The 23,401-nt window shown below is 64.7% G+C and carries 24 protein-coding genes and 1 riboswitch; of the genes, 8 read left to right on the plus strand and 16 right to left on the minus strand.

What is annotated here, in order from left to right; translation table 11 throughout:
- Positions 1–166: 166 nt before the first annotated feature.
- Both proC and FNJ47_RS17315 read right to left on the minus strand, forming a co-directional pair.
- Positions 167–997, minus strand: a complete 831-nt coding sequence (gene proC, locus FNJ47_RS17310) for a pyrroline-5-carboxylate reductase (protein WP_163155138.1) — start codon at positions 995–997, stop codon at positions 167–169.
- Positions 998–1,194: 197 nt separating this feature from the next.
- Positions 1,195–1,695, minus strand: a complete 501-nt coding sequence (locus tag FNJ47_RS17315; RefSeq protein ID WP_050424919.1) for a type III secretion system chaperone family protein — start codon at positions 1,693–1,695, stop codon at positions 1,195–1,197.
- A gap of 444 nt (positions 1,696–2,139) precedes the next feature.
- Positions 2,140–2,294: riboswitch (FMN riboswitch) on the plus strand.
- 78 nt (positions 2,295–2,372) lie between these two features.
- Between FNJ47_RS17315 and FNJ47_RS17320 the strand changes: the two genes are divergently transcribed.
- Complete coding sequence (locus tag FNJ47_RS17320; RefSeq protein WP_163155140.1) at positions 2,373–2,969, plus strand: 6,7-dimethyl-8-ribityllumazine synthase; 597 nt, start codon at positions 2,373–2,375, stop codon at positions 2,967–2,969.
- A gap of 119 nt (positions 2,970–3,088) precedes the next feature.
- The gene (locus FNJ47_RS17325; protein ID WP_163155142.1) at positions 3,089–3,895 is read left to right on the plus strand and encodes an SDR family NAD(P)-dependent oxidoreductase; all 807 of its coding nucleotides are present in this window, start codon (positions 3,089–3,091) and stop codon (positions 3,893–3,895) included.
- Between the two features lie 159 nt (positions 3,896–4,054).
- On the opposite strand, the gene FNJ47_RS17330 is transcribed toward FNJ47_RS17325, so the two are convergent.
- The 7 genes from FNJ47_RS17330 to FNJ47_RS17360 form a co-directional block, all read right to left on the minus strand.
- Positions 4,055–5,008, minus strand: a complete 954-nt coding sequence (locus FNJ47_RS17330) for a ribose-phosphate pyrophosphokinase (RefSeq protein ID WP_163155144.1) — start codon at positions 5,006–5,008, stop codon at positions 4,055–4,057.
- Positions 5,009–5,186: 178 nt separating this feature from the next.
- The gene (locus FNJ47_RS17335) at positions 5,187–5,795 is read right to left on the minus strand and encodes a hypothetical protein (RefSeq protein ID WP_163155146.1); all 609 of its coding nucleotides are present in this window, start codon (positions 5,793–5,795) and stop codon (positions 5,187–5,189) included.
- Positions 5,796–5,913: 118 nt separating this feature from the next.
- Positions 5,914–6,846 carry a MerR family transcriptional regulator gene (locus FNJ47_RS17340; RefSeq protein WP_163155148.1) on the minus strand — a complete coding sequence of 311 codons (933 nt, stop codon included), beginning with the start codon at positions 6,844–6,846 and terminating at the stop codon, positions 5,914–5,916.
- A gap of 77 nt (positions 6,847–6,923) precedes the next feature.
- Complete coding sequence (pgeF, locus tag FNJ47_RS17345) at positions 6,924–7,691, minus strand: peptidoglycan editing factor PgeF (protein ID WP_163155150.1); 768 nt, start codon at positions 7,689–7,691, stop codon at positions 6,924–6,926.
- Positions 7,688–8,746, minus strand: a complete 1,059-nt coding sequence (locus FNJ47_RS17350; RefSeq protein WP_163155171.1) for a class I SAM-dependent methyltransferase — start codon at positions 8,744–8,746, stop codon at positions 7,688–7,690. Before FNJ47_RS17350 ends, pgeF begins: the two co-directional genes overlap by 4 nt.
- 83 nt (positions 8,747–8,829) lie before the next feature.
- Entirely contained in the window at positions 8,830–9,672 is an 843-nt protein-coding gene (gene lgt, locus FNJ47_RS17355; RefSeq protein WP_163155151.1) for a prolipoprotein diacylglyceryl transferase, read from the minus strand.
- Positions 9,673–9,687: 15 nt separating this feature from the next.
- Positions 9,688–10,422 (minus strand): dienelactone hydrolase family protein, encoded by a 735-nt coding sequence (locus FNJ47_RS17360; protein WP_163155152.1) that lies wholly within the window; start codon positions 10,420–10,422, stop codon positions 9,688–9,690.
- A gap of 176 nt (positions 10,423–10,598) precedes the next feature.
- Between FNJ47_RS17360 and FNJ47_RS17365 the strand changes: the two genes are divergently transcribed.
- From FNJ47_RS17365 to ychF, 4 genes are all read left to right on the plus strand, one after another.
- Complete coding sequence (locus FNJ47_RS17365; RefSeq protein WP_038388183.1) at positions 10,599–10,859, plus strand: accessory factor UbiK family protein; 261 nt, start codon at positions 10,599–10,601, stop codon at positions 10,857–10,859.
- 180 nt (positions 10,860–11,039) lie between these two features.
- Positions 11,040–11,768 carry a 50S ribosomal protein L25/general stress protein Ctc gene (locus tag FNJ47_RS17370; protein WP_163155153.1) on the plus strand — a complete coding sequence of 243 codons (729 nt, stop codon included), beginning with the start codon at positions 11,040–11,042 and terminating at the stop codon, positions 11,766–11,768.
- Positions 11,769–11,823: 55 nt separating this feature from the next.
- Positions 11,824–12,438 (plus strand): aminoacyl-tRNA hydrolase, encoded by a 615-nt coding sequence (pth, locus tag FNJ47_RS17375; RefSeq protein ID WP_163155154.1) that lies wholly within the window; start codon positions 11,824–11,826, stop codon positions 12,436–12,438.
- Positions 12,439–12,497: 59 nt separating this feature from the next.
- Complete coding sequence (gene ychF, locus FNJ47_RS17380) at positions 12,498–13,595, plus strand: redox-regulated ATPase YchF (RefSeq protein WP_163155155.1); 1,098 nt, start codon at positions 12,498–12,500, stop codon at positions 13,593–13,595.
- 225 nt (positions 13,596–13,820) lie between these two features.
- On the opposite strand, the gene FNJ47_RS17385 is transcribed toward ychF, so the two are convergent.
- The gene (locus tag FNJ47_RS17385; RefSeq protein ID WP_163155172.1) at positions 13,821–14,096 is read right to left on the minus strand and encodes a metal-sensitive transcriptional regulator; all 276 of its coding nucleotides are present in this window, start codon (positions 14,094–14,096) and stop codon (positions 13,821–13,823) included.
- 65 nt (positions 14,097–14,161) lie between these two features.
- Here FNJ47_RS17385 and FNJ47_RS17390 point away from each other — a divergent pair, with 65 nt between their 5' ends.
- The gene (locus FNJ47_RS17390; RefSeq protein WP_163155156.1) at positions 14,162–16,555 is read left to right on the plus strand and encodes a heavy metal translocating P-type ATPase; all 2,394 of its coding nucleotides are present in this window, start codon (positions 14,162–14,164) and stop codon (positions 16,553–16,555) included.
- 167 nt (positions 16,556–16,722) lie between these two features.
- Here the strand turns inward: FNJ47_RS17390 and FNJ47_RS17395 are convergent, their stop codons facing one another.
- From FNJ47_RS17395 to trxB, 3 genes are all read right to left on the minus strand, one after another.
- The gene (locus FNJ47_RS17395) at positions 16,723–17,637 is read right to left on the minus strand and encodes a 4-hydroxy-tetrahydrodipicolinate synthase family protein (RefSeq protein ID WP_163155158.1); all 915 of its coding nucleotides are present in this window, start codon (positions 17,635–17,637) and stop codon (positions 16,723–16,725) included.
- 528 nt (positions 17,638–18,165) lie between these two features.
- Entirely contained in the window at positions 18,166–19,086 is a 921-nt protein-coding gene (locus FNJ47_RS17400; protein ID WP_028344089.1) for a LysR family transcriptional regulator, read from the minus strand.
- 2 nt (positions 19,087–19,088) lie between these two features.
- Positions 19,089–20,054 (minus strand): thioredoxin-disulfide reductase, encoded by a 966-nt coding sequence (gene trxB, locus FNJ47_RS17405; RefSeq protein ID WP_163155160.1) that lies wholly within the window; start codon positions 20,052–20,054, stop codon positions 19,089–19,091.
- 282 nt (positions 20,055–20,336) lie between these two features.
- Between trxB and FNJ47_RS17410 the strand changes: the two genes are divergently transcribed.
- A complete protein-coding gene (locus FNJ47_RS17410; protein WP_163155162.1) occupies positions 20,337–20,816 on the plus strand; it encodes a winged helix-turn-helix transcriptional regulator in 480 nt (159 codons plus the stop codon).
- Positions 20,817–20,987: 171 nt separating this feature from the next.
- Here FNJ47_RS17410 and FNJ47_RS17415 read toward each other — a convergent pair whose 3' ends face one another.
- From FNJ47_RS17415 to FNJ47_RS17425, 3 genes are all read right to left on the minus strand, one after another.
- Positions 20,988–21,383, minus strand: a complete 396-nt coding sequence (locus FNJ47_RS17415; protein ID WP_163155164.1) for a DoxX family protein — start codon at positions 21,381–21,383, stop codon at positions 20,988–20,990.
- Positions 21,384–21,727: 344 nt separating this feature from the next.
- Entirely contained in the window at positions 21,728–22,201 is a 474-nt protein-coding gene (gene greA, locus FNJ47_RS17420; RefSeq protein WP_089025704.1) for a transcription elongation factor GreA, read from the minus strand.
- 197 nt (positions 22,202–22,398) lie between these two features.
- The coding region (locus tag FNJ47_RS17425) for an ATP-binding protein (RefSeq protein ID WP_488226093.1) at positions 22,399–23,401 on the minus strand (1,003 nt) is incomplete at its 5' end.

The following is a 23,401-nucleotide window of genomic DNA, read 5'->3' on the forward strand; positions in this document are numbered from 1 at the left end:
CACTTGTTCGAACGTCATCCTGAGGAGCGCGTAGCGCGTCTCGAAGGATGGGCCGCGGGCCGTGCACCCTTCGAGGCTCGCCCAGCGGCGCAAGTGCGCCGCAAGGCTCGCACCTCCAGCGACATCGGCTACGCCGATGCGCGGGGGTGACGGGTTGGTTGCCGGACTACTTCGCCAATTCCTTCGAGCGCCGTGTCGCCGCGGCAATCGCGCGGGTCATCAGCGGTTGCATGCCGTCATTTGCCATCAGCACCTCGAGTGCTGCAGCTGTGGTGCCGCCGGGCGAGGTGACGTTCTGCCGCAGGGTTGCCGAAGGCAGATCCGAACGATGCAACAACTCGCCGGAGCCGGCGACGGTTGCGCGCGCCAGCGTGGTCGCAAGCTGCTCGGGCAGGCCGGCCGCGACGCCGGCGCGGGCCAGCTCCTCGGCGAGCAGGAAGACATAGGCCGGGCCGGAGCCGGAGACTGCCGTCACTGCATCCATCAGGCGTTCGTCATCGACCCATTCGACGAGCCCGGTCGCCTTCAGCAGTGCATCCGTCATCGCGCGCTGCGCGGCGGTGACGCGCTTTGACGGCACGGCGACGGTGATGCCGCGGCCGATCGCCGCCGGCGTGTTCGGCATCGCGCGCACCACGGCGCCGCCGACGACCTCTTCCAAGGCTGAGATGGTCGTACCGGCCATGATCGAGACCACGAGCGTCGAGGGGCCGACCAGGGCCTTCAGCGCGGCGCCGGCGTCGCGGAACGATTGCGGCTTCACCGCGACCACAAGCGTGTCGAGCGTGCCGAGATCCTTCGCCTGCGGATTGAGCCGGACACCTTTCGCGGCAAGCGCGGAGATCTCAGGTGAAAGATACGGATCGATCACCGCGACCTGCGTGGGTGCAAGACCCTGCGCGAGCCAGCCGGTCAGCATTGCGCCGCCCATCTTGCCCGCGCCCGCAAGCGCGATGGTGCCGGAAGTATTCGTCAATGCGCTGCTGGATGTGCTCACAGGCGGCTCCGCAAACTCTCACGTCGTCCCTGCGGAAGCAGGGACCCATAACCATAAAAGGTTCTAGTGAAGCGAGAAGCGGGCCACAAGCAGTTTGCTCAACCACTGGGGCCGCGGAGTATGGGTCTCTGCTCCCGTGCGCAATTGCGCACTAGGCAGGGACGACACCGAGTGTGTGAAAGCGCTAAAGCGAGAGCTTACGCTTCGCCCTCGGTATCGAACATGGCAGCCGCCATCGCCTCGGCGGTCGACTTGCCGGCCCACACCACGAACTGGAACGCCGGGTAGTAGCGCTCGCAGGCGTGGATCGCGTTGACCACCATGGCCTCGCATTGCGAGGTGGAGGCGGTGAGGCCGCCCGGCAGCACCAGCGCCTGACGATGCATCACCATGCCGGTGTGGGTCCACAGATCGAAATGGCCGACCCACAATTGTTCGTTGATCGCGGCGACCAGCCGCTGCACTTCGGCGCGACGCGCCTGCGGCATCTTCATGTCGAAGGCGCAGGCGAGATGCAGCGCCTCGATCTCTCCCATCCAGGTGAAGGAGAGCTGATAGTCGATCCAGTCTCCCTTGGAGACGATCGTCACCTCGTCTTCGCCGGAACGCTCGAACGCCCAGTTGTTGTCGGTGGCGATATCCTCGACCACCGCAAGCGGGTTGTTCCGGGAATCGATAATGCTTTCGAGGAGGGACATGCCGTCTCGGACCTTGTTCTTATGATCGCTTGATACGCACACGGAAGCCGGCACTTGCGACATACTGCGTCGCGGCCGAGTGCAGTTCCTTGACCGGGCTTCCGGATGCCCCTGGACCTGACGCCGATGAAGTGATGTGATTTGCGGAATCCGCGCAACCGCACGCCGAGTCCGTCCACAGCCAAAGCGCGCATCGTCCACAGCTGATCTCCGCCACACTTGTGATTTTGCGAACAAATCGGAATCTAGGCGTTCGCGTAACGATTTATTAACCATTTGGCGGCGCTTCGCCGCACACGTGAATCGGCCTTTCGGGCGCTCACATCTCTCCGCAAGAGCCGCAGCGCGCTCATGGGGACATGCCGTTTCCCCATGCCAAAGGTCCTTGCCGAGCTGTCGCGGTTTGGTCATATTTCGTCTCAGGTACGTCCATCCCGGGCGTACCGATGTTCTCAGGGCGGGGTGAAAATCCCCACCGGCGGTAAAGGGTGATGAGCCCAAGCCCGCGAGCGCCTTCTTCCGCGAAGCCGGGGGAAGGGTCAGCAGATTCGGTGTAATTCCGAAGCCGACGGTTACAGTCCGGATGAAAGAGAACGGTTGCGGCAGCCAACGCGATTTTCGCGTGGGCTCGTGTCGTTGTCCGTGTGCCCTGATTCTGGTCCTGAAAGAGGAAAGCCATGAATCAGATGTTGCAAGACGCTGAAGTTCAAGACACTGAAGTTCAAGACGCTGAAATCCAAACCTCCCAAGCAGAAAATGTTCCCGATACGCCGGCTAGTCCGCCGACGCCGGAGCATCCGCATTTCGCAAAGCCGCAGCGCGTTGCCTTCGTGCAATCGTCCTGGCATCGCGATGTGGTGGAGGAGTGCCGCATCTCCTTCCTGAAGGAGATCGAGGCGCGCCACATCACCAATGTGGACGTGTTCGAGGTGCCGGGCTCGTTCGAGATTCCGCTGCATGCGCAGCTCCTGGCGAAGACCCGCCGCTACACCGCGATCGTCGCGGCCGGGCTTGTCGTCGACGGTGGCATCTATCGCCACGAATTCGTCGCCGACACCGTGATCAAGGCACTGATGGATGTGCAGTTGCGCACCGAGGTGCCGGTGTTCTCAGCGGTGCTGACGCCGCAGCAATTCCATGAGACCGAGGTGCATTACGACTTCTTCCGCAAGCACTTCGTGATCAAGGGGATCGAGGTCGCGGAGGCCTGCGCCAACACGTTGCACAGCCTGGAGCGTTTGCGCGGCCAGGTCGCGGCGGGAATCCCCGGCTAAGCGTCGGGGCCTCGAAGATCCAACACAAAAGCGATTCCGGCATGCGCGCCGGGATCGCTCTCGCAGCCAGCGCGTTCGGTTATGCTTGCCCGCATAAACCAAATGTGCGGGAGGCGCTCATGACCGAACAACATTCCTCCGACTGGCTCGGCCTGTCGGGCCGCGTTGCCGTCGTCACCGGTGGAGGCGGCGGCATCGGCCGCGCCACCGCGGTCAGCTTCGCGCGCGCCGGCGCCAACGTCGCTGCGCTCGATCGCGACGAGCGCTCCCTTGCGGAGACCAGGGCAAAGCTGCGCGAGTTCGGCGACGGCCATCTCGTCGCAAGCTGCGACACGACCAGCGAGGACAACGTCGCTGTCGTCGCGGACACCGTTGCGCGCACGCTCGGTGCTTGCGACGTCCTCGTCAACACCGCGGCGGTGCTGCGCCCCGGCGGGCTCGACACGCTGCCGCTCGCCGAATGGAATGCGGTGCTGGCGGTCAATCTCACCGGCTATTTCATCTGCGCGCAGGCGTTCGGCCGGCAGATGCGCAAGGCCGGGCGCGGCAGCCTCATTCACGTCGCCTCGATCGCCGCCAGCAATGCGCAGGGGCAGAGCGGCGCCTACAGCGTCAGCAAGGCCGCCGTCGTGATGCTCTCGCAGCAACTCGCCGCCGAATGGGGGCCGCACGGCGTCCGCAGCAATGTGGTCAGCCCGGGCCTTGTCGTCACGCCGATGAGCCAGGCGTTCTACGATACGCCAGGGGTCACCGAGCGGCGCACCGCCGTGGTGCCGATGCGCCGGATCGGCGCGGCGCAGGATATGGCGGACGCGACCCTGTTCCTGGCGAGCGACCGGTCGTCCTATGTCAATGGCGAGGAAATCATCGTCGATGGCGGCTATGCGCGGACGCTGATGAGTCACGTGCCGCGGCCGGGGTTTTAGCGCATCTGGCACCGCATACTCGGTGTCGTCCCGGCCTTGAGCCGGGACCCATAACCACGAATGTGAATTTGATTTACAACGCTGGAGCCACAGCCGTCGCAACAACAACGGCCGGTGGTTATGGGTCCCTGCTTTCGCAGGGACGACAAAGAGTATGCCCTAGTCAAACAGGCTCGACACCGACTCTTCCGCCGCGGTGCGGCCGATCGCTTCGGCGATCAGGCCGGCGATCGAGATCTGGCGGATGTTCGGCGCCTTGTTGACGGCCTCGGTCGGCAGGATCGAGTCGGTGATGACCAGTTCCTTCAGCCGCGACGACGCAATGCGCGCGGCGGCTCCGCCTGACAGCACGCCGTGGGTGATGTAGGCCGAGACTTCCTTGGCGCCGTGCGCGATCAGCGCCTCGGCCGCGTTCACCAGCGTGCCGCCGGAGTCGACGATGTCATCGACCAGAATGCAGTTGTAGCCGGCGACGTCGCCGATCACGTTCATCACCTCGGACTCACCGGGACGCTCGCGGCGCTTGTCGACGATCGCCAGCGGGGTGTTGATGCGCTTGGCGAGGCCGCGGGCACGTGCCACGCCGCCGACGTCGGGCGACACCACCATCACCTTGGCGAGGTCGAACTTTTCCCTGATGTCGCGCACCATCAAGGGCGCCGCGAACAAATTGTCGGTCGGGATGTCGAAGAAGCCCTGGATCTGGCCCGCATGCAGGTCGAGCGTCATGACGCGGTCGACGCCGGCATGGGCGATCAGATTGGCGACGAGCTTGGCCGAGATCGGCGTGCGCGAGCCGGAGCGGCGGTCCTGCCTGGCATAGCCGAAATAGGGGATCACTGCCGTGATGCGGCGTGCCGAGGATCGGCGCAGCGCGTCGGTGATGATCAGCAATTCCATCAAATTGTCGTTCGCCGGATACGACGTCGACTGCAGGATGAACATGTCCGAGCCGCGGACGTTCTCCTGGATCTCGACGAAGATCTCCATGTCGGCGAAGCGCCGGACCACGGCCTTGGTCAGTTCGATGCCAAGTCCCTTGGCGATTTCCTGCGCCAGCGCAGGATTGGAGTTGCCGGCGACGAGCTTGATTGATCCGTTTTTTGCCGACATCGATGCTTCCCCCCGCGCCTTGCTGGATACGACGTTCAGCATCTCAAGTCCTTACAGAACCGGCGGGTTTTCGGTGCGCGAGGGAATATCAGGCAGGCGGCTCCGATGGCAACCCATTAGCTGCTTTCGCCGCCGTTTTCCTGGGCAAAAAACGCCTTACCCCGGGAGATACCGGGGGTTAGTCGGCCGAATAGCCGAGCGCCACGGTCTCGGGCGACGCCGCGGCCGGGGCGCTCGCCACCGTCGGCCCACGGAGCTCCGGTGCCGGGGCGGGCGCCGGGCCGCCGTTGATCATGCTGGACAGGCCGCTGAGGCCGGCCTGGGCGATCTTGCGCAGCACCAGATCGTCGGCCGCGGCCCAGGCGTCGCGGCCGGCCTTGCCGGCGGGTTCTTCACCCGAAAGCCGGAGCGCCCGTTGCTGGTTGCTGTCGTAGACGTCCCATACCCACGAGATCATGGTGCGGCCGCGCACCACTTGCGCCGACAGATAGCTGCGCACGCGGTAGGCCGCGGTGCCCTGGCGCGACACGACCGACAGGCTGCGCAGCTTGGATTCGCTGTCGAGCACACCCACCATGCGGTCGAACACCTGGGGCGGCGGGCCGTCGATCGATTCGAAGGCAACGGTTGCCCCGCCGCTCGCCGGTGTGGCCATGGCGTAGGAGTCGGCAGCGCCGCCGCCGGCCGCGCATCCGCCCAGCACACCAGCGACCGCCAGCCACGTGACTGCGATCGCGGCACGCACGATTGTCCCAGTTTGAAACTGGTGGTCTGACGCTTCCCTCATTGGGTCCTGCGATATCGTTAAAACGGCTTAACGTCTAGGGCAGGACGGCCACAGCACTTAACCTATCCGGCGGGCCGGGCCGGGGAGAGGATCGAATTCCTTGCTCGATATTTCCGGCTCAGTCGGCCAGATGATGTTGCATCGCTTCGGTGATCCAGGCCCATTCGCGGTTCGGGCTCGCGTCCGGCTTCTGTCCGCGCATGATGGCGACGAGCTCCCAGTAGCGGGCCGCACGGGCGTCGTGCAGCGCATATTTGCCGCGAATCCAGTTGCGGAATTCCAGGTCGGGTTCTCGCTTCAGCAATCGCGCCGAGGTCTCCAGCCAGTCGCGGGCCAGGGCCTGGCCGGCCTCCGACGTCGGCCCGAGATCGCGCGCGATAATCTCTTTGGCTCTTGCCAGCACGGTCTTGTTGGCCGCCTGCCAGGCGGCGAGATCCAGCACGTGGTGATTCCAGACGTCCTCTGCGTTGGCGCGGATGTTGGCGACGAGAGTGGGATCGCCCAGCATCTCCGACAGCTCGATCCAGGCATCGCATTGCTCGGGTGTCGGATCATCGGGCAGTTCGGGCACCGTCGTCTCGATCATCTGCCGGACCCATTTCCGGTCGATGTTGATGCCGTCGGACACCTTCTCGAAAAAGCGTTCGACGACGTTGCGGCGCTCGGCGCGGGATAGCTGCGTCATGGTCAGAAATCTCCTCAGGTCTGCTTCGGTGAGTTGCGGTGAACGCAACGCAGCCCGCAGGGCCGAGGCGACGCGGCGCTGGGCCGCGATCTCCGCTTCCAGCGTCTCGAGGCGGAGCTTCAGCGCTTCGACCAGCGAGAGCTCCTCGGTCAGGACCTCACGGATCGCGTCGAGACCGAGCCCTGCATCGCGCAGGCAGCGGATCAGGTCGAGGCGAACGAGCTCTGCGTCGGTGAAGACGCGATAGCCGCTCGCGGTGCGGCCGGCCGGCGGCAGCAACCCCTGGTCCGAATAGAAGCGGAGCTTGCGGACGGAAATTCCGCTGAGCCGCGCCGCCTCGCCGATGCTGTAGGTGCGTTGTGTCATGCGCCGCTTGTCCGGTCTCCAGCAGGTGGAGAGTCAAGACGCTTGTCGCATGAAAATGAAGAGGACGCCCGGCGGCGTCAGCGTTCCAGCGCGATGGCGTGAACGAGCCGGCCGTAATCAGCTTCCTTGCGGTGCACGGAGCGGCGGTAGCTGAAACAGCGCTCGTCGGAATAGGTGTCGATGCCAAGATCGTCGATCATCAGCACGCCGGCATTTTCCAGCCGCATGCGGATGAAGCCGGCGAGATCGAACATCGCATGGCCGTCGCGTTCGGCGGGAATGAAGAACATGCCGTTCTCCGCATCGGCCTCGATGAAGCGCTCGACGAATTCGCGTCCGACCTCGTAGGACTCCTTGCGGATCAGCGGCCCGATGGCGGCGACGATGCCGCCGCGCTCCGCGCCGAGCTTCTCCATCGCATCGATGGTCGATTCCAGCACACCGGTCAGCGCGCCCTTCCAGCCGGCATGCGCTGCACCGATCACCCGCGCACTGGGATCGACGAACAGGATCGGGCCACAGTCGGCCGTCGTGACCGATATCGCAAGGCCTTCGCTGCGGGTGACGAGCGCATCCGCCTTCGGGCGCGCTGCGCCATTCCACGGGCTGTCCACGACGACGGCGTCGGGCGAGTGAACCTGGTGCACACTGATCAAATGATCGAGCGGCACGCCGAGTTGCTCGGCCATCCGCCGCCGGTTCTCCACGACCCTGGCCGGATCGTCGTTGGAGCCGAGCCCGCCGTTGAGGCCGGCATAGATGCCTTCGGAAACGCCGCCCTCGCGCGAGAAGAAGGCGTGGCGCAGGCCAGGTATGGCCGACAGCAAGGGTGATCCCAATGTCATTGTTCGGTCTCGTCAGGCTGATCGCTCAGTCCGGCGATCGAGGTGAGGTGCGGGTCGGAGATGGCCATAACCTTGAACATCGAGCCCATCCCGCCGCGGCCGGAATCGGTCAGCCGTTTCAGCGCACCGGCGACGTCGGCGGAGACTTCGGGGCTTGCCTTCGCCATCAGTCCGGCAGCTCGGGCCTCGACGCCGAGGCGCTTGAGGAAGTCGCCCTGCGTCGCCGGCCCGTGCACGCGCGCGCCGACATCCTCGGCGGCCCGTGCCAGGGCCTGGAAATCGACATGCGCGGTCACGTCGGCTTGTCCCGGGTTCTTCAGCGGGTCGGCGAAGCTGTGGCGTGCGATCGCCTGGAAGGTGTCGCCGGCGTCGCTGCGCAGATGGCCGTAGTCGATGATCAGCGCGGCGCCGTCCTGGTCGCGCACCCGCGTGGCAAGCTTCATGATCTCGTTGTCGGGCCGCCATTCGAACACCGCGCCGAGCGGGGCGGCGCGCACCAGCGGCGGCAGCAGCACCTCGAAGTGTGGTGTCGGCTCGACGGCAGGTGCGAAATACAGGCTGCCATTGGCATCCATCCCGACCGTGCGCTCGTGCCACCCGGTCTCGCGGCGGACCATCTGGTGGATCGGCAGCACGTCGAAATATTCGTTGGCGAGGATCACCGCCGGCCCCTCGGGGACGTCGTCGATGCTGTCGTGCCAGGTGATGTTGCGCACGCCGGTCAGCGTCGTGTGCTGCTTCTCGCGCAGCACCGGATTGACCTCGACGAGGTGGATGCTGAGCGACTGGTAGAGCGGCGGCAGCACGCGCAGCGCACGCAGCGCGTCGGACATCATGGTGCCGCGGCCGGGCCCGAGCTCGATCAGGCGGAGCGTCTCGGGTGAGCCGATCGCGCGCCAGATCGAGGCGCTCCACAGTCCGAGCAGCTCGCCGAACATCTGGCTGACCTCGGGCGCGGTGGTGAAGTCGCCCTCGCGGCCGAGCGGATCGCGCGACAAATAGTAGCCGTAATGCGGATGCATCAGGCACAATTCCATGTAGCGCCAGACCGGCATCGGCCCGGACAATTTGATCAGCTTCCTGATCTCATCCAGCAACGGGGAGGGTTCGCTCACGGCCTTCCTTGGATTGCACTTGCTTACGCTGAACTCGGCGCCGGCCCGTTCGCCCTGCGGCGGACGGCGGCCGTGATGATGATAACGCCCACGATGATCATTGGCACCGACAGCAGCATGCCCATGGTCAGTCCGCCCCACAGGAATCCGAGCTGCGGGTCCGGTTCCCGGAAGTGCTCGCCGATGATCCGGGCAATGCCGTAGATCGTGATGAAGCTGCCGAGGATCAGGCCGGGCCGCTTGAGCGCACCCATCCGGATCATGATCGCCAACGCCGTGAACAGCACGATGCCCTCGAGCCCGGCCTCATAGAGCTGGCTCGGGTGGCGCGGCAACGGCCCGCCATTGGGGAAGATCATGGCCCAGGGCAGGCTTGCATCGGCGTGCCGGCCCCACAATTCGCTGTTGATGAAGTTGGCGAGACGGCCGAGGAACAGCCCGATCGGCGCGACCGCCGTGGTGATGTCGCCGAGCGACAGGATCGGGATGTTGTTGCGGCGGGCAAACAGCATCACTGCGGCGACGCAGCCGAGGAAGCCGCCGTGGAACGACATGCCGCCCTTCCACAGTTCGAGGATCTCGGACGGGTGCGCGATGAAGAACGGCAGGTTGTAGAACAGCACATAGCCGGTGCGCCCGCCGACGATGATGCCGATGGTGACCCAGAGGATGAAGTCGTCGAGCTGCGGCAGCGTGATCGGCACCTCGCCGCCCCACAGCCGGTCCTTCTTGATCAGCGAGCGGGCGTAGATCCAGCCCAGCACGATGCCGACGATATAGGCCAGCGCATACCAGCGGATCACGATCGGCCCGAGCGCGAGCGCGACGGGGTTGAACACCGGAAAGTCGATCAGCAGGAACGGCATCGTGCGGGTTGAGACTCACTTCACGAGGTTGCGCCGGTACAGCGCCAGCAGCCGCTCCCAATGGCGTTCGGCGGCGTCGCGGTCATAGACCGGGCGCTTGGGGAACGCAAAGCCGTGATGGGTGCCGGGATAGATCTCGACCTCGTTGTTCGATCCCTTCATGCCGGCCTTCACCTGCTCGATGATTTCCTGTGGCGCGTAGATATCGGTCTCGGCGCAGGCGAAATAGAGTTCGGCTTTGGTCTTTTGCGCGGCAAGATGCGGGCTGTCGGGCTGGTCGGTCGCCAGATGCGTGCCGTAGACCGAAGCGGCGGCCTTCACGCGGTCGCCGAAATGCGTCGCCGCGTTCACCGCATAGCGGCCGCTCATGCAGTAGCCAACGGTGCCGATGATCTCTGTGTTGGCGGCCTTCTGCGTCTCGGCATAGGCGAGCAGGCCCCGGGTGTCTTCCATGACGAGGGGAATGTTGAGCGAGTGCATCAGCTCGAACATGCGCTTGCGTTCGGGCGATTCCGGATCGGGATTGATCGGGCCGAGCTCCATCACGCCGGCGCGGTAATACATATTCGGCAGCATCACATAGTAGCCGGAGGTGCCGAGCCGGCGCGCCATGTCGCGCAGTTCCTCGCGAATCGCCGGTGCATCCATGTAGAAGATCACGACAGGGAAGGGGCCGCCGCGCTCGGGATGGGTGATGAAGGTGGTGGTCTTGCCGTCCTTGGTCGGGATATCGACGGTCGCTTCGATCATGGCGGTTCTGCTCGCGTTATGTGTGCGATTTTTGTTGTGGGTTCATACGATTGCAAGGAAACCGGAGCATGACAAGGCAAGCTGCGAGAGGCCTGCCATTCGCGGCGGACTTGAACCGGATGGCTGACATCGCCATTGTCTTATCGCGATTCAGTGAACGCGGAGAGTTTTGCGAGATGACCCAGACCAGCAACCGGTTTTTCGACGAGATCGGCCGTCTGATGAACGATGCCGCGGGTGCCGCCCAGGGCGTCAAGCGCGAGGTCGACACGGTCATGCGCAACCAGGCCGAACGCATCCTGCGCGACCTCGACGTGGTCAAGCGCGAGGAGTTCGACGCGGTCAAGGACATGGCCCGCCTGGCGCGCGAGGAGAACGAGGCGTTGAAGGCGCGGATCGCCGCGCTGGAAGCCAAGCTCGGCGGTTCGGCGGGTTGATCCTTCACCCTCCAAGGGGAGGGTGAAGCAAGAAAATTTCCTTCATTTCCTTGTCATTTCGGCCCTTTGGGGCTAAAAGCCCGCCACGTCCGCGGCCCCCGCACCCCTGGAGGCTTGCTGTGGACTTGAGCATGGGCCGCGCTGCGGCCTTTAACTTTTTAAATACAAGGACTTAACGCTATGGCGACCGTCAAGGAATTGAAGGCGACCGCGCGTCCGAAGAGCGGCAAGGGGGCCGCCCGGGCAGAGCGTCGCGCCGGGAGAGTTCCCGGAGTGATCTACGGAGACAACCAGCCCCCCGTCACCATCTCGGTCGACGATCGTGAACTGCGCCAGCGCATCCTGGCAGGCCGGTTCCTGACCACGCTGTTCGATATCGATGTCGAGGGCAAGAAGCATCGCGTGATTCCGCGCGACTACCACCTCGACCCGGTGAAGGACTTCCCGCTCCATGTCGACTTCATGCGGCTCGGCGAAGGCGCAACCATCCGCGTCAGCGTGCCGCTGCACATCGTGAACGGTGAAAGCTCGCCGGGCGTCAAGCGCGGTGGCACCGTCAACATCGTCACCCACGCGCTCGATCTCGAGTGCTCGGTTGACAACATTCCGCAGTACATCGAGGCCGACGTCGGCGCGCTCGAGATCAGCTATTCGCTGCATCTCTCCGACGTCAAGCTGCCCGCGGGCGTGAAGTCGCTGACCCGCGAGGACGCGACGCTGGTGACCATCGTGCCGCCGTCCGGCTTCGCCGAAGAGCAGAAGGCCGCGGCTGCGGCGGCTGCTGGTGGCGCTGCTCCGGCCGCGGGTGCTGCGGCTCCGGCCGCGGGTGCTGCGGCTCCGGCTGCGGGCGCTGCGGCTCCGGCCGCGGGTGCCAAGGCTCCCGCCGGCGGTGGCGACAAGAAGAAGTAATCGATCAGGTCGGCGCGCGATCCTCTGATGGCGCGCCGATTCGGGATGCCGCGCCATGCGCCTTTTTGTCGGTCTCGGTAATCCCGGCGCGAAATACGCCAGCAACCGGCACAATATCGGTTTTCTGGCGGTCGACGAGATTCAACGGCGTCATGGTTTCGCACCATGGCGCCGTCACTTTCAGGGCGAGACCTCCGAAGGCGTCGTCGATCGTGAGAAGGTCGTGCTGCTGAAGCCGGCTACCTTCATGAACGAGTCCGGGCGCGCGGTGCAGGAGGCGGCGAACTTCTTCAAGCTCGCGCCCGCCGACATCACCGTGTTCCAGGACGAACTCGAGCTGCCGCCCGCCAAGGTGCGGGTCAAGGTCGGCGGCGGCATCGCCGGCCATAACGGGCTGCGCTCGATCTCCGCGCATATCGGCAACGAATATCGGCGGGTGCGGCTCGGGATCGGTCATCCCGGCGTCAAGGAGCTCGTGCACAGCCACGTGCTGTCGGACTTCGCCAAGAGCGACCGGGCGTGGGTGGAGGCCTTGTGCCAGGCCGTCGCCGACAATGCCGGCCTGCTGGCTGCGGGGCACGACGCGTCGTTCGCCAACAAGGTGCATCTGACGATGCAGGCCAAGGGATTTTTCGACAAGGGTGAGAACGGCGGCGAGAAGCCGGCCTGATCCCCTTGTGGTCGCGTCCGGCACGAGGCCGGGCATGACGAAACTGGACAGAGGAAGACATGGGATTCAAATGCGGGATCGTCGGGCTGCCTAACGTCGGCAAGTCGACGCTGTTCAATGCGCTGACCGAGACGGCGGCCGCCCAGGCGGCGAACTATCCGTTCTGCACCATCGAGCCGAATGTCGGCGAGGTGGCGGTACCCGATCCGAGGCTGGAGAAGCTCGCGGCGGTCGCGAAATCGGCGCAGATCATTCCGACCCGGCTGACCTTCGTCGACATCGCGGGCCTCGTGCGCGGCGCGTCGCAGGGCGAAGGCCTCGGCAACCAGTTCCTTGCCAACATCCGCGATGTCGACGCCATCGCCCATGTGGTGCGCTGCTTCGAGGATTCCGACATCACCCATGTCGAAGGCAAGATCGCGCCGCTCGCCGACATCGAGACCATCGAGACCGAGCTGATGCTGTCCGATCTCGACAGCCTCGAGAAACGCGTCGACAACCTCACCAAGAAGGCCAAGGGCAACGACAAGGAAGCCAAGGAGCAGCTCGAGCTCGTCAACCGCGCGCTGGCGTTGCTGCGTGACGGCAAGCCGGCCCGCGGGATGGAGCGCAAGCCGGAAGAGGAGCGCGCATTCCGCATGCTCGGGCTCCTGACCTCGAAGCCCGTGCTCTATGTCTGCAACGTCGAGGAAGGCTCGGCCAAGGACGGCAACAATTTCTCCAAGGCGGTGTTCGAACGTGCCAAGGAAGAGGGCGCGGTCGCGGTCGTGATCTCCGCCAAGATCGAATCCGAGATCGCAACGCTGTCGCGCGAGGAGCGTGTCGACTTCCTGGAGACGCTGGGCCTTGAAGAAGCCGGGCTCGACCGGCTGATCCGCGCCGGCTACCAGCTGCTCGACCTCATCACCTATTTCACCGTCGGCCCGAAGGAAGCCCGCGCCTGGACCATCGACCGCGGCACCAAGGCGCCTGCGGCCGCCGGTGTGATCCATACCGATTTCGAGAAGGGCTTCATCCGCGCCGAGACCATCGCGTATGAGGATTATGTCACCGGCAACGGCGAAGCCGGCGCGCGCGATGCCGGCAAGCTGCGGCTTGAAGGCAAGGATTACGTCGTCGCCGACGGCGACGTGATGCATTTCAGGTTCAATAATTGAGTGCCCTGTTCGGCCGCGCATAGCGCGGCCGCGAATTAGACGCCGCTCTCTCCACGTCGTCCCGGGCAAGCGAAGCGCGACCCGGGACCCATAACCATAGGGTGCAGTTGCTGCGCGACCCTGTGGCCCCAGCTCATTCCATCCCAACGTTCTGTGGTTATGGGTCCCTGCTTTCGCAGGGACGACACGAGTATGCGACGCCGCGCTCGCTTCCGTTGGAAGCAATTAGCGATCCGCCCGCCCGATCACGTCCATCAGCTCGGCGATCTTGCGCCGCTGGTCGGCCTTGTCGCCGGACGAGATCGCATGCTCGACGCAATGAGCCACATGATCGCGCAGGACCTCTTCCTCGACGCGGCGTAGCGCCGCGCGCGCGGCCGCGATCTGCGTCACCACGTCGATGCAATAGCGGTCTTCCTCGACCATGGCGCCCAACCCGCGGATCTGACCCTCGATCCGTTTGAGGCGTTTTAAACAGGATGTCTTGACGTCGTCTCTCATAAGTCTCATATACCCCCATAGGGTATGTAAATCAAGAGGCCGGAATACCGGCCGGGAAGAGTTTCGTGGCACAGGCAAAGCACGGCCATTCGCACGCGGATCATCACCATCATGGCGCGGCCGGGCATTCCTGCTGCGGCGGCAAGCATGATCACGACACGACGCCGGCCGAGGCGACGTTCGCCATCGATCCGGTCTGCGGCATGAAGGTCAACCCGGCGACCGCCAAGCACCGCTTCAGCTACAAGGGCGAGGAGTACCTGTTCTGCAGCGGCCGTTGTCGCGAGCGCTTCGAGGCCGAACCCGACAAGTACCTCAAGCCGCGCGAACCGGAGCCGCCGGCGCCTGCGGGCACGATCTACACCTGCCCGATGCACCCCGAGGTGCGCCAGGTCGGTCCCGGCAGCTGCCCAATCTGCGGCATGGCGCTGGAGCCCGAGCAGGTCTCGCTCGACGATGGACCCGATCCTGAGCTGATCGACATGACGCGGCGATTCTGGATCGGGCTGGCGCTCACCTTGCCGGTGTTCGTGCTCGAGATGGGCAGTCATCTCGGGCTGATGCATCTGGTGCCGATGGGCTGGTCGAACTGGATCTCGTTCGTGCTGGCGACGCCGGTCGTGCTGTGGGCCGGGGCGCCGTTCTTCGTGCGCGGCTGGCAGTCGCTCGTCACCCGCAATCTCAACATGTTCACGCTGATCGCGATGGGCACCGGCGTCGCCTATGTTTACAGCGTGGTTGCAACCCTGGCGCCGCAACTATTCCCGCCGGCATTCCGCGACATGCATGGCGAGGTTGCGGTGTATTTCGAGGCCGCGGCCGTGATCACGGTGCTGGTGCTGCTCGGCCAGGTGCTGGAATTGCGCGCCCGCGCGCAGACCTCGGGCGCGATCCGCGCGCTGCTCGGCCTCGCGCCCAAGACCGCGCGGCGCATCACCGACCACGGTGACGAGGATATCGACATCGACGCGATCAAGGTCGGTGACCGCCTGCGCGTGCGCCCCGGTGAGAAGGTGCCGGTCGACGGCGCCGTGATCGAGGGGCGCGCCGTGATCGACGAATCCATGGTGACGGGAGAATCGATGCCGGTCACCAAGGCTGAAGGCGCGAGCGTGATCGGCGGCACCGTCAACCGGAGCGGCGGTCTCGTGATGCGCGCCGAGAAGGTCGGTCGCGACACCATGCTGTCGCGCATCGTCGACATGGTGGCGAAAGCGCAGCGCTCGCGCGCGCCGATCCAGCGGCTCGCCGACCGCGTCGCCGGCTGGTTCGTGCCGGCGGTGATCGCCGCTGCCGCGCTCGCCTTCATCGCCTGGTCGGTGTTCGGCCCCGAGCCGCGCCTGACCTTTGCACTGGTCGCCGCGGTCACGGTGTTGATCATCGCCTGTCCTTGCGCGCTGGGACTGGCGACGCCGATGTCGATCATGGTCGGTGTCGGCCGCGGCGCGCATTCCGGCATCCTGATCCGCGACGCGCAGGCGCTGGAGCGCATGGAGGCGATCGACACGCTGGTGGTCGACAAGACCGGTACGCTCACCGAGGGCAAGCCGAAGGTCGTGCGCATCATCGCTGCCGAAGGCGTCGACGAGAGCGACCTGCTGCGCCTTGGTGCCGGCGTGGAGCAGGGTAGCGAGCATCCGCTGGCGCAGGCGATCATCGCATCTGCGAAGGAGCGCAAGCTCGCATCTTCCGCCGTCAGCAATTTTGCCTCGCCCTCGGGCAAGGGCGCGACCGGCACGGTCGAAGGCAAGCAGGTTGCGCTCGGTAACGCCATGCTGATGGGCGAACTGAAGGTTGCAACGTCGGCGCTGGATCAGGCCGCCGAAGCCGCGCGGCAGGACGGAGCGACCGCGATCTATGTCGCGGTCGATGGGCGCACCGCCGGCGTGATCGCGATCGCCGATCCGGTCAAGCCGTCGGCGGCCAGCGCGCTGCAGGCGCTGCGTGCCGAGGGCCTGCGCGTCGTGATGCTGACCGGCGACAATGAGACCACCGCGCGCGCGGTTGCGAAGACGCTTGGCATCGACGAGGTCGAGGCCGGCGTGCTGCCGGAGCGCAAGAGCGAGGTCGTGCAACGGCTGCGCGGCGAGGGCCGTACCGTCGCGATGGCCGGCGACGGCGTCAACGATGCGCCGGCGCTCGCTGCTGCCGATGTCGGCATCGCGATGGGCGGCGGCACCGACGTCGCGATCGAGAGCGCCGGGATCACGCTGCTCACCGGCGATCTGATGGGTCTCGTCCGCGCGCGGCGCTTGTCGGTCGCGACCATGCGCAACATCCGCCAGAACCTGGCGTTCGCGTTCGTCTACAATGCCGCCGGCGTGCCGATCGCGGCCGGCGTGCTGTATCCGCTGTTCGGCATCCTGCTGTCGCCGATGGTCGGCGCGGCTGCGATGGCGCTGTCCTCGGTCAGCGTGATCGGCAACGCGCTGCGGCTGTCGAGGGTGAAGCTCGACTGAGCTTCTTACCTCGCCCCGCGTGCGGGGAGAGGTCGGATCGCATGGAGCGAAGCGAAATGCGGTCCGGGTGAGGGGACTCTCCACGAGTCTATCTCTCACCATGATTGCGGAAGCAGCCCCTCACCCCGACCCTCTCCCCGTAAGAACGGGGAGAGGGGGAAGACTCGCTAAGCCGGCAGCAACAGCTGCGCGCGCCGCTCCATCTCGGCATCGAGCCAGGTTGCGAGATCTTCGCTCACCTCGACCATCGGCAGCCGCACCTCGGGGCTGTCGATCAGCCCCTGTCGCCACAGCCAGTGCTTGGCAGGCGCCGGGCTCGGTTCGGCGAACAGCAGCCGGGTCAGGCCGACGACGCTCTGCCAGGCGGCCAGCGCCGCGTCGCGGTTGCCTTGCCGCAGCAGCGTGCGGATCGAAGCGAAGGTGTTGGTCTCCAGATGCGCGGACAGCAGGATTGCGCCGTCGGCGCCGTCCGAGAGCGCATCGAAGGTCTGCGCGTCCTCGCCGGTCAGCACGCGGAAGCCGTCCGGCCGACGGTTGAGGAAATCGATCGACTGCGCGCGATCGGCACAGCAATCCTTCATGCCCGCGATGTTCGGATGTTCCGCGAGCGCCAGCAGCGTCTCGTTGGTCAGGTTCACCGCCGTGCGATAGGGAATGTTGTAGAGCACGATCGGCCACGACGCGTGATCGGCCAGCGCGTTGAAGTGCTGCACGAGGCCGCGTTGCGAAGGCCTGATGTAGTAGGGGCTTGCGATCAGATAGCCGTTGATCGGCCAGTCGGCCGTGTCATCCAGCGCTTCCTTCATCCGGGCCGTGGACGCGCCGGAGAGCCCGAGACAGACCGGCAGATGGCGGGAGTTGGCACTGAGCTCGTCGAGCACGACGCTGACCAGCCCCTCCAGCTCATCGGTGCTCAGCGCCATGCCTTCACCGGAGGTTGCACCGAGGATGAACCCGTCGACAGGGCCGCTGGAATAGTGCCGCACGAGGCGGCGCAGCGATGTGGCATCTAGCTCGCCGCCGCGGAACGGCGTGATCAGGGGCAGCCAGAGGCCCTGCAATTGCTGGTGTAGGTCAGTCATGTTCCATCTCCTGGGAAGGCAAAGCCGGAGACGGGACCAACAAAAAACCCCGTCCAGGCGGCGGGGTTTCGGGATCGGTTTGAATGCGAAGGTGATCTTATCGCGCGCGATCTCGTGTCCCCGGGAGGGGAGCTTTTTTCGACGACAGAACGGCGCACGAACTCGTGAACATGGGCGAATGATGCTGCGCTGCGAGGTTGTTGTCAATGCACATGCTGACTGGGGCGTGCGGCACGTTTTTGCATGACACGTGGATGAAAAGACATGCGGATGAAAAAAAGCCGGGCTCGAGTGAGCCCGGCTTAAGGTATTGGCCACGTGAGGCCGACACAATCACCTTCCAAGAGGGATTACTGAACTTCCGCGCCACTGGAGGAGGGGGACATATGCGCGACGCGACCGCTCAGCGTGTCAACACTATGATCCCCATCGATGGCATGCAGCAACTATCCAGGTCGCATGTCAGTCATGCGGTGACCGGGGGCAGCACCGATATCCCTATAAACGCGCCCTATAAGGCCGGCTTAATCAGGACGGCCAGCGCTGCGCCTTGCTGACAACGAAGTCGCGGAACACCTGCACCCGGGCCACTGTCTTCAGCTCTTCCGGATAGACGAAGTAAGTGTCGAGCGCGATCGAGTCGGACTCGCCGAACAGCTGCACGAGGTTGTTCTGTTCGACCAGATAGTCCGGCAGCGCGGCGATGCCGAGGCCCTGCTGGCAGGCGCGCACGAGGCCGAGGATGTTGTTGACCTTGAAGTAGGGCTCGCGCGGACCGGAGCCGTTGCGGCCGGCATCGATCAACCAGCTGCGGTTCTGCAGATGCGGCGGCACCTGCGAGTCGCCGAGCATGATGATGCGGTGCGAGTCGAGATCGTCGAGTGTCCGCGGCGTGCCGAAGCGCTTGATGTATTCCGGCGAGCAATAGGCGTGGAAGCCGATCGAGAACAGCTTGCGCTGGATCAGGTCCGGCTGGGTCGGCTTGCGCGTGCGGATCGCGACGTCGGCCTCGCGCATCGACAAATCGAGATCCTCGTCGGTGACGATCAGCGAGATCCGGATGTCGGGATAGAGCGCGGTGAATTCGTCGAGCCGCGGGATCAGCCAGTTGATGCCGAGCGCCGGCGGCGTCGTGATCTTGAGGTCGCCGCTCGGCCGCTCGCGGCTGTCGGTGAGCTTGGCGCGCGCCGCCTGCAACTGCATGAACACGTCATGCGCGGTGCGGAACAGCAGGTCGCCTTGTTCGGTGAGGATCAGGCCGCGGGCGTGGCGGTGAAACAGCGAGACCGAGAGCTCCTGCTCCAGCGCGCTGACCTGGCGGGAGACCGCCGATTGCGACAGGCCAAGCTGCTCGCCGGCATGCGTGAAGCTGCCAGCCTCCGCCGCTGCGTGAAAGACCTTCAGCTTGTCCCAATCCATGTCCGTAAATCCGTCGCGAGATCGTGCCATGATTATTCCGCCGCTGCGCGATCGCTCGCGCGTAGAGCCAGGAAGCGTTCGGCCTCGAGCGCCGCCATGCAGCCGAGGCCGGCGGCGGTGACCGCCTGCCGAAAGGTTTCATCCGCAACGTCGCCCGCGGCGAACAGGCCGGGCACCGAGGTCGCCGTGGAGTTCGGCGCCACCTCGACATAGCCCGACGATTTCAGCTTGATCTGGCCTTTGACGAGCTCCGTCGCCGGCGCATGGCCGATCGCGATGAAGACGCCGTCGGTCTTGATATCCGTCAGTGCACCTGTCTTGACGTTCTTCAGCCGCACATGGGTGACCTTGTTCGGGTTTTCCGATCCGCAGATCTCGTCGATGGCGGAATCCCACACCACCTTGATCTTGGGATGCTTGAACAGCCGCTCCTGCAGGATGCGCTCGGCGCGGAAATGATCGCGGCGATGCACGATGGTGACCTGGGAGGCGTGGTTGGTGAGGTACAGCGCTTCCTCGACCGCGGTGTTGCCGCCGCCGACCACCACGACTTCCTTGCCGCGGTAGAAGAAGCCGTCGCAGGTCGCGCAGGCCGAGACGCCGCCGCCCTGGAACTTCTCTTCCGACGGAAGCCCGAGCCAGCGCGCCTGGGCGCCGGTGGCGAGGATGACCGACTCGGCGAGATAGACGTCGCCGGAATCGCAGGTCAGGCGGAACGGCCGCTGACCGAGTTCCAGCTTGGTGACGAGATCGGTGACGATCTTGGTGCCGACATGGGCCGCCTGCTTCTCCATCTGCTCCATCAGCCAGGGGCCCTGGATCACGTCGGCGAAGCCGGGATAGTTCTCCACGTCGGTGGTGATGGTGAGCTGCCCGCCCGGCTGAATGCCCTGGATCAGGATCGGTTCGAGCATCGCGCGCGCCGCGTAGATCGCTGCGGTGTAACCGGCGGGGCCGGACCCGATGATGACGACCTTGGCATGGGTAGGCGCGGGCATTTTGAGATCCCTCTCTTTTGGGGATTTTGATCGAGGACTTGTGCGGGAAGCGCCCCGGAAGCAGGTCACGGCGGCGCCAAAAGTGTCAAATCCAAGTCTAGGATATCTGGATAGCTATGCAAGAATTGCAATCCATGGCAGCGATTTTTCCCCGGAACTGAAGTCACATTCGCGAAATCGTGCGCTGCACGCGCAATAAAATTGCGCAATGCCGGCTGGCTGGGCTATGAGAGTTGCCGGCAGACTTGCCGAACCTTCCAAACCCCAGGGAACTGTAGTCGCGTGTCGAAGAACCTTGACGAGATCGACCTCAAAATCCTCGCCGAGATCCAGGCCAATGGCCGAATCACCAATGTGGAACTCGCCAAACGCGTCGGGATCTCGCCGCCGCCCTGCCTGCGCAGGGTCCGGGCGCTGGAAGAGGAAGGCTACATCCAGGGATACCGCGGCCTGCTCGATCCGCGCCGCCTCGGCTACGACGTCACGGTGTTCGCCTCGGTGCACCTGTCGAGCCAGGCCGACGCCGACCTGCGTGCCTTCGAGAATTTCGTGCGCGCTGAGCCGCTGGTGCGGGAATGCTGGATGCTGTCGGGCGAGGTCGATTTCATCCTCAAATGCGTCGCCCCCGACATGGCGACGTTCCAGGACTTCGTCACCCATCTGACGGCCGCGCCGCATGTGCGCAATGTCAGGACGTCGCTGGTGCTGCACAATTCGAAATACGAAGCCGCGGTGCCGCTCGGACTGAAGGCTGCGGGCTGAGTCCGCATTCAATCGTCATTGCGAGGAGCTCGCGACAAAATTGCAGGGCTATTTTGCGCTGAAGCGACGAAGCAATCCATGCTCCCGCTCGCGGTGAAGTGGATTGCTTCGCGGAGCCCGTCATCGGGGGCGCATTCGCGACCCGTTGGCTCGCAATGACGATGTTGCTCGTTACCTCTTGCCCATTGCAGCATCGACGCTGATCGGGCCCGGGCCCGAGGTCGCGAGATAAAGGCAAGCAAAGCAGAATGCGATTGCAAGACTGCCGTTGTTGAGCAGCGGATAGAAGCCTTTGGGGAAATGGCCCATGAAGTAGGCGAAGGCCATTTCGCCTGCCAGGATGAAGGCCACGATCCGCGAGAAGAGGCCGATCATCAGCAGCCCGCCCAGGATCAGTTCGAGCGTGCCGGCTGCTCCGATCAATGAGAACAGTTCGACTTTCTCGAACATCGTTCCGGGCGGGAATTTGAAAAGCTTGGCGACGCCAAACTGAAACAGCAGCAGCCCTGTGATGAATCGAAACAGGCTGAGCGCCAGCGGCTGAAGCTTGGATAGTGTCTGGTCCATTGTCATTTACCCCCTGTTTGACATGCTGGAACGTTGCACGATGCAGAAGCACACGGTGTCCGCCACCCGAGTGTGATGTCAACACCTTGTGTCTGGAATCATTCCTCGCGCGATGGCCGTCGCGAAGGAATGCGACGGTGACGCGCAGCGATGCATGTTGCGACGCAATCATCGACCTGAGTGCCGTCTCCCGACATGATTATACTGCATAAACATGTCACGGCCTCACTAGTATGCCGCGTACCCGCTCTCCACTCACATTGCTGTCAGACGCGGGGAAAACGCGGGTACAAAAAAAGCCGCGTGCAGGACGCGGCCTTTTTGCACCAGTCACATAGAAGTAACTACCGCCACTCGACCTTGGTGATCTCGTAGGCCTTGGCGCCGCCCGGCGCCATCACTTCGACGGTGGTGCCCTTCTTCTTGCCGATCAGCGCGCGCGCCAGCGGCGAGGTGATGGAGATGCGGCCCTTCTTGGCGTCGGCCTCGACCTCGCCGACGATCTGCCACACCGCCTTCTTCTCGGTGTCCTCGTCGATCAGCGTCACGGTCGCGCCGAACTTGATGGTGTCGCCGGACAGTTTCGAAATGTCGATGATGTCGGCGCGCGCGAGCTTGTCCTCGAGCTCGGCGATGCGGCCTTCGTTGTGCGACTGCTCTTCCTTGGCGGCGTGATACTCGGCGTTCTCCGAGAGATCGCCATGCGAGCGCGCTTCCGCAATGTGTTCGATGATGCGCGGACGATCCTCCGACTGGCGTCGCTTCAACTCGTCCGTCAGCGCGGCGTATCCGCCCGCGGTCATCGGAACCTTATCCATCATCTTCGTCCTTCATCGTGCGCGCCCGGCGGCCGTGCACGAATATCCAGTTCAGCTAACGCAGGAATCAGGACGCAAGCGCGTCCGGAAGCCCAGTGATTTTCGGCCCCGCTAAGGGCCGTGACAACATCCAAGCGCGCGGTGAGTTCCAGCCATTCGGCTAATTGACCGCGCCGGGCCTTTAGCCCAGGCAGCGGTCAGTTTTCGGAAAAGTAACTCTGAAGCGTGCGGACCTCAAGGTCCCCGTCCCGATAGGCCCGGATCCCCCGTGCGGCCGCCACCGCGCCTGAAAGAGTGGTGTAATATGGCACTTTATGCAAGAGGGCAGCCCGCCGCAGCGAACGGCTGTCGGCCAGTGCCTGCGGACCTTCGGTGGTATTGAAGACCAGCTGGACGTCGCCATTGGTGATGGCGTCGACGATGTGCGGACGGCCTTCGAGCACCTTGTTGACCTTTTCCGTCGGCACGCCGTTGTCGCTGAGATAGCGCTGCGTCCCCGAGGTTGCCATCACCTTGAAGCCGAGCGAGTGCAACAGCCGCACCGCATCCGCGATGCGCATCTTGTCGTCGCCGCGCACCGAGACGAACACCGTGCCCTGCCGCGGCACGCGCGTGCCGCCGCCGAGCTGGCTCTTGGCGAACGCCACCTCGAAGGAGCGGTCGAGGCCCATCACTTCTCCGGTCGAACGCATCTCCGGTCCGAGCACGGTGTCGACGCCGGGGAAGCGCGCGAACGGGAATACCGATTCCTTCACGCCGACATGGTCGAGCTTCTTCTTCTTCAGCTTGAAGTCGGCGAGCTTCTCGCCGGCCATGATCCGCGCCGCGATCTTGGCGACCGGGGTGCCGATCACCTTGGCGACGAACGGCACGGTGCGGGACGCGCGCGGGTTGACCTCGAGCACGTAGATCTCGCCGTCCTTGATGGCGTATTGCACATTCATCAGGCCGACCACGTCGAGGCCGAGGGCAAGCTCGCGGGTCTGCCGCTCCAGTTCCTCGATGGTCGGCGCGTCGAGCGAATGCGGCGGCAGCGAGCAGGCGGAGTCGCCGGAGTGGATGCCGGCCTCCTCGATGTGCTCCATGATGCCGACGATGAAGGTGTCCTTGCCGTCGCAGAGGCAGTCGACGTCGACTGCGGTCGCATCGGACAGATAGCGGTCGAACCGCAGCGGGTTCTTGCCGAGCACGGTGTTGATC

The sequence above is a fragment of the Bradyrhizobium uaiense genome, from assembly GCF_010811875.1.
Taxonomy (GTDB): Bacteria; Pseudomonadota; Alphaproteobacteria; order Rhizobiales; family Xanthobacteraceae; genus Bradyrhizobium; species Bradyrhizobium uaiense.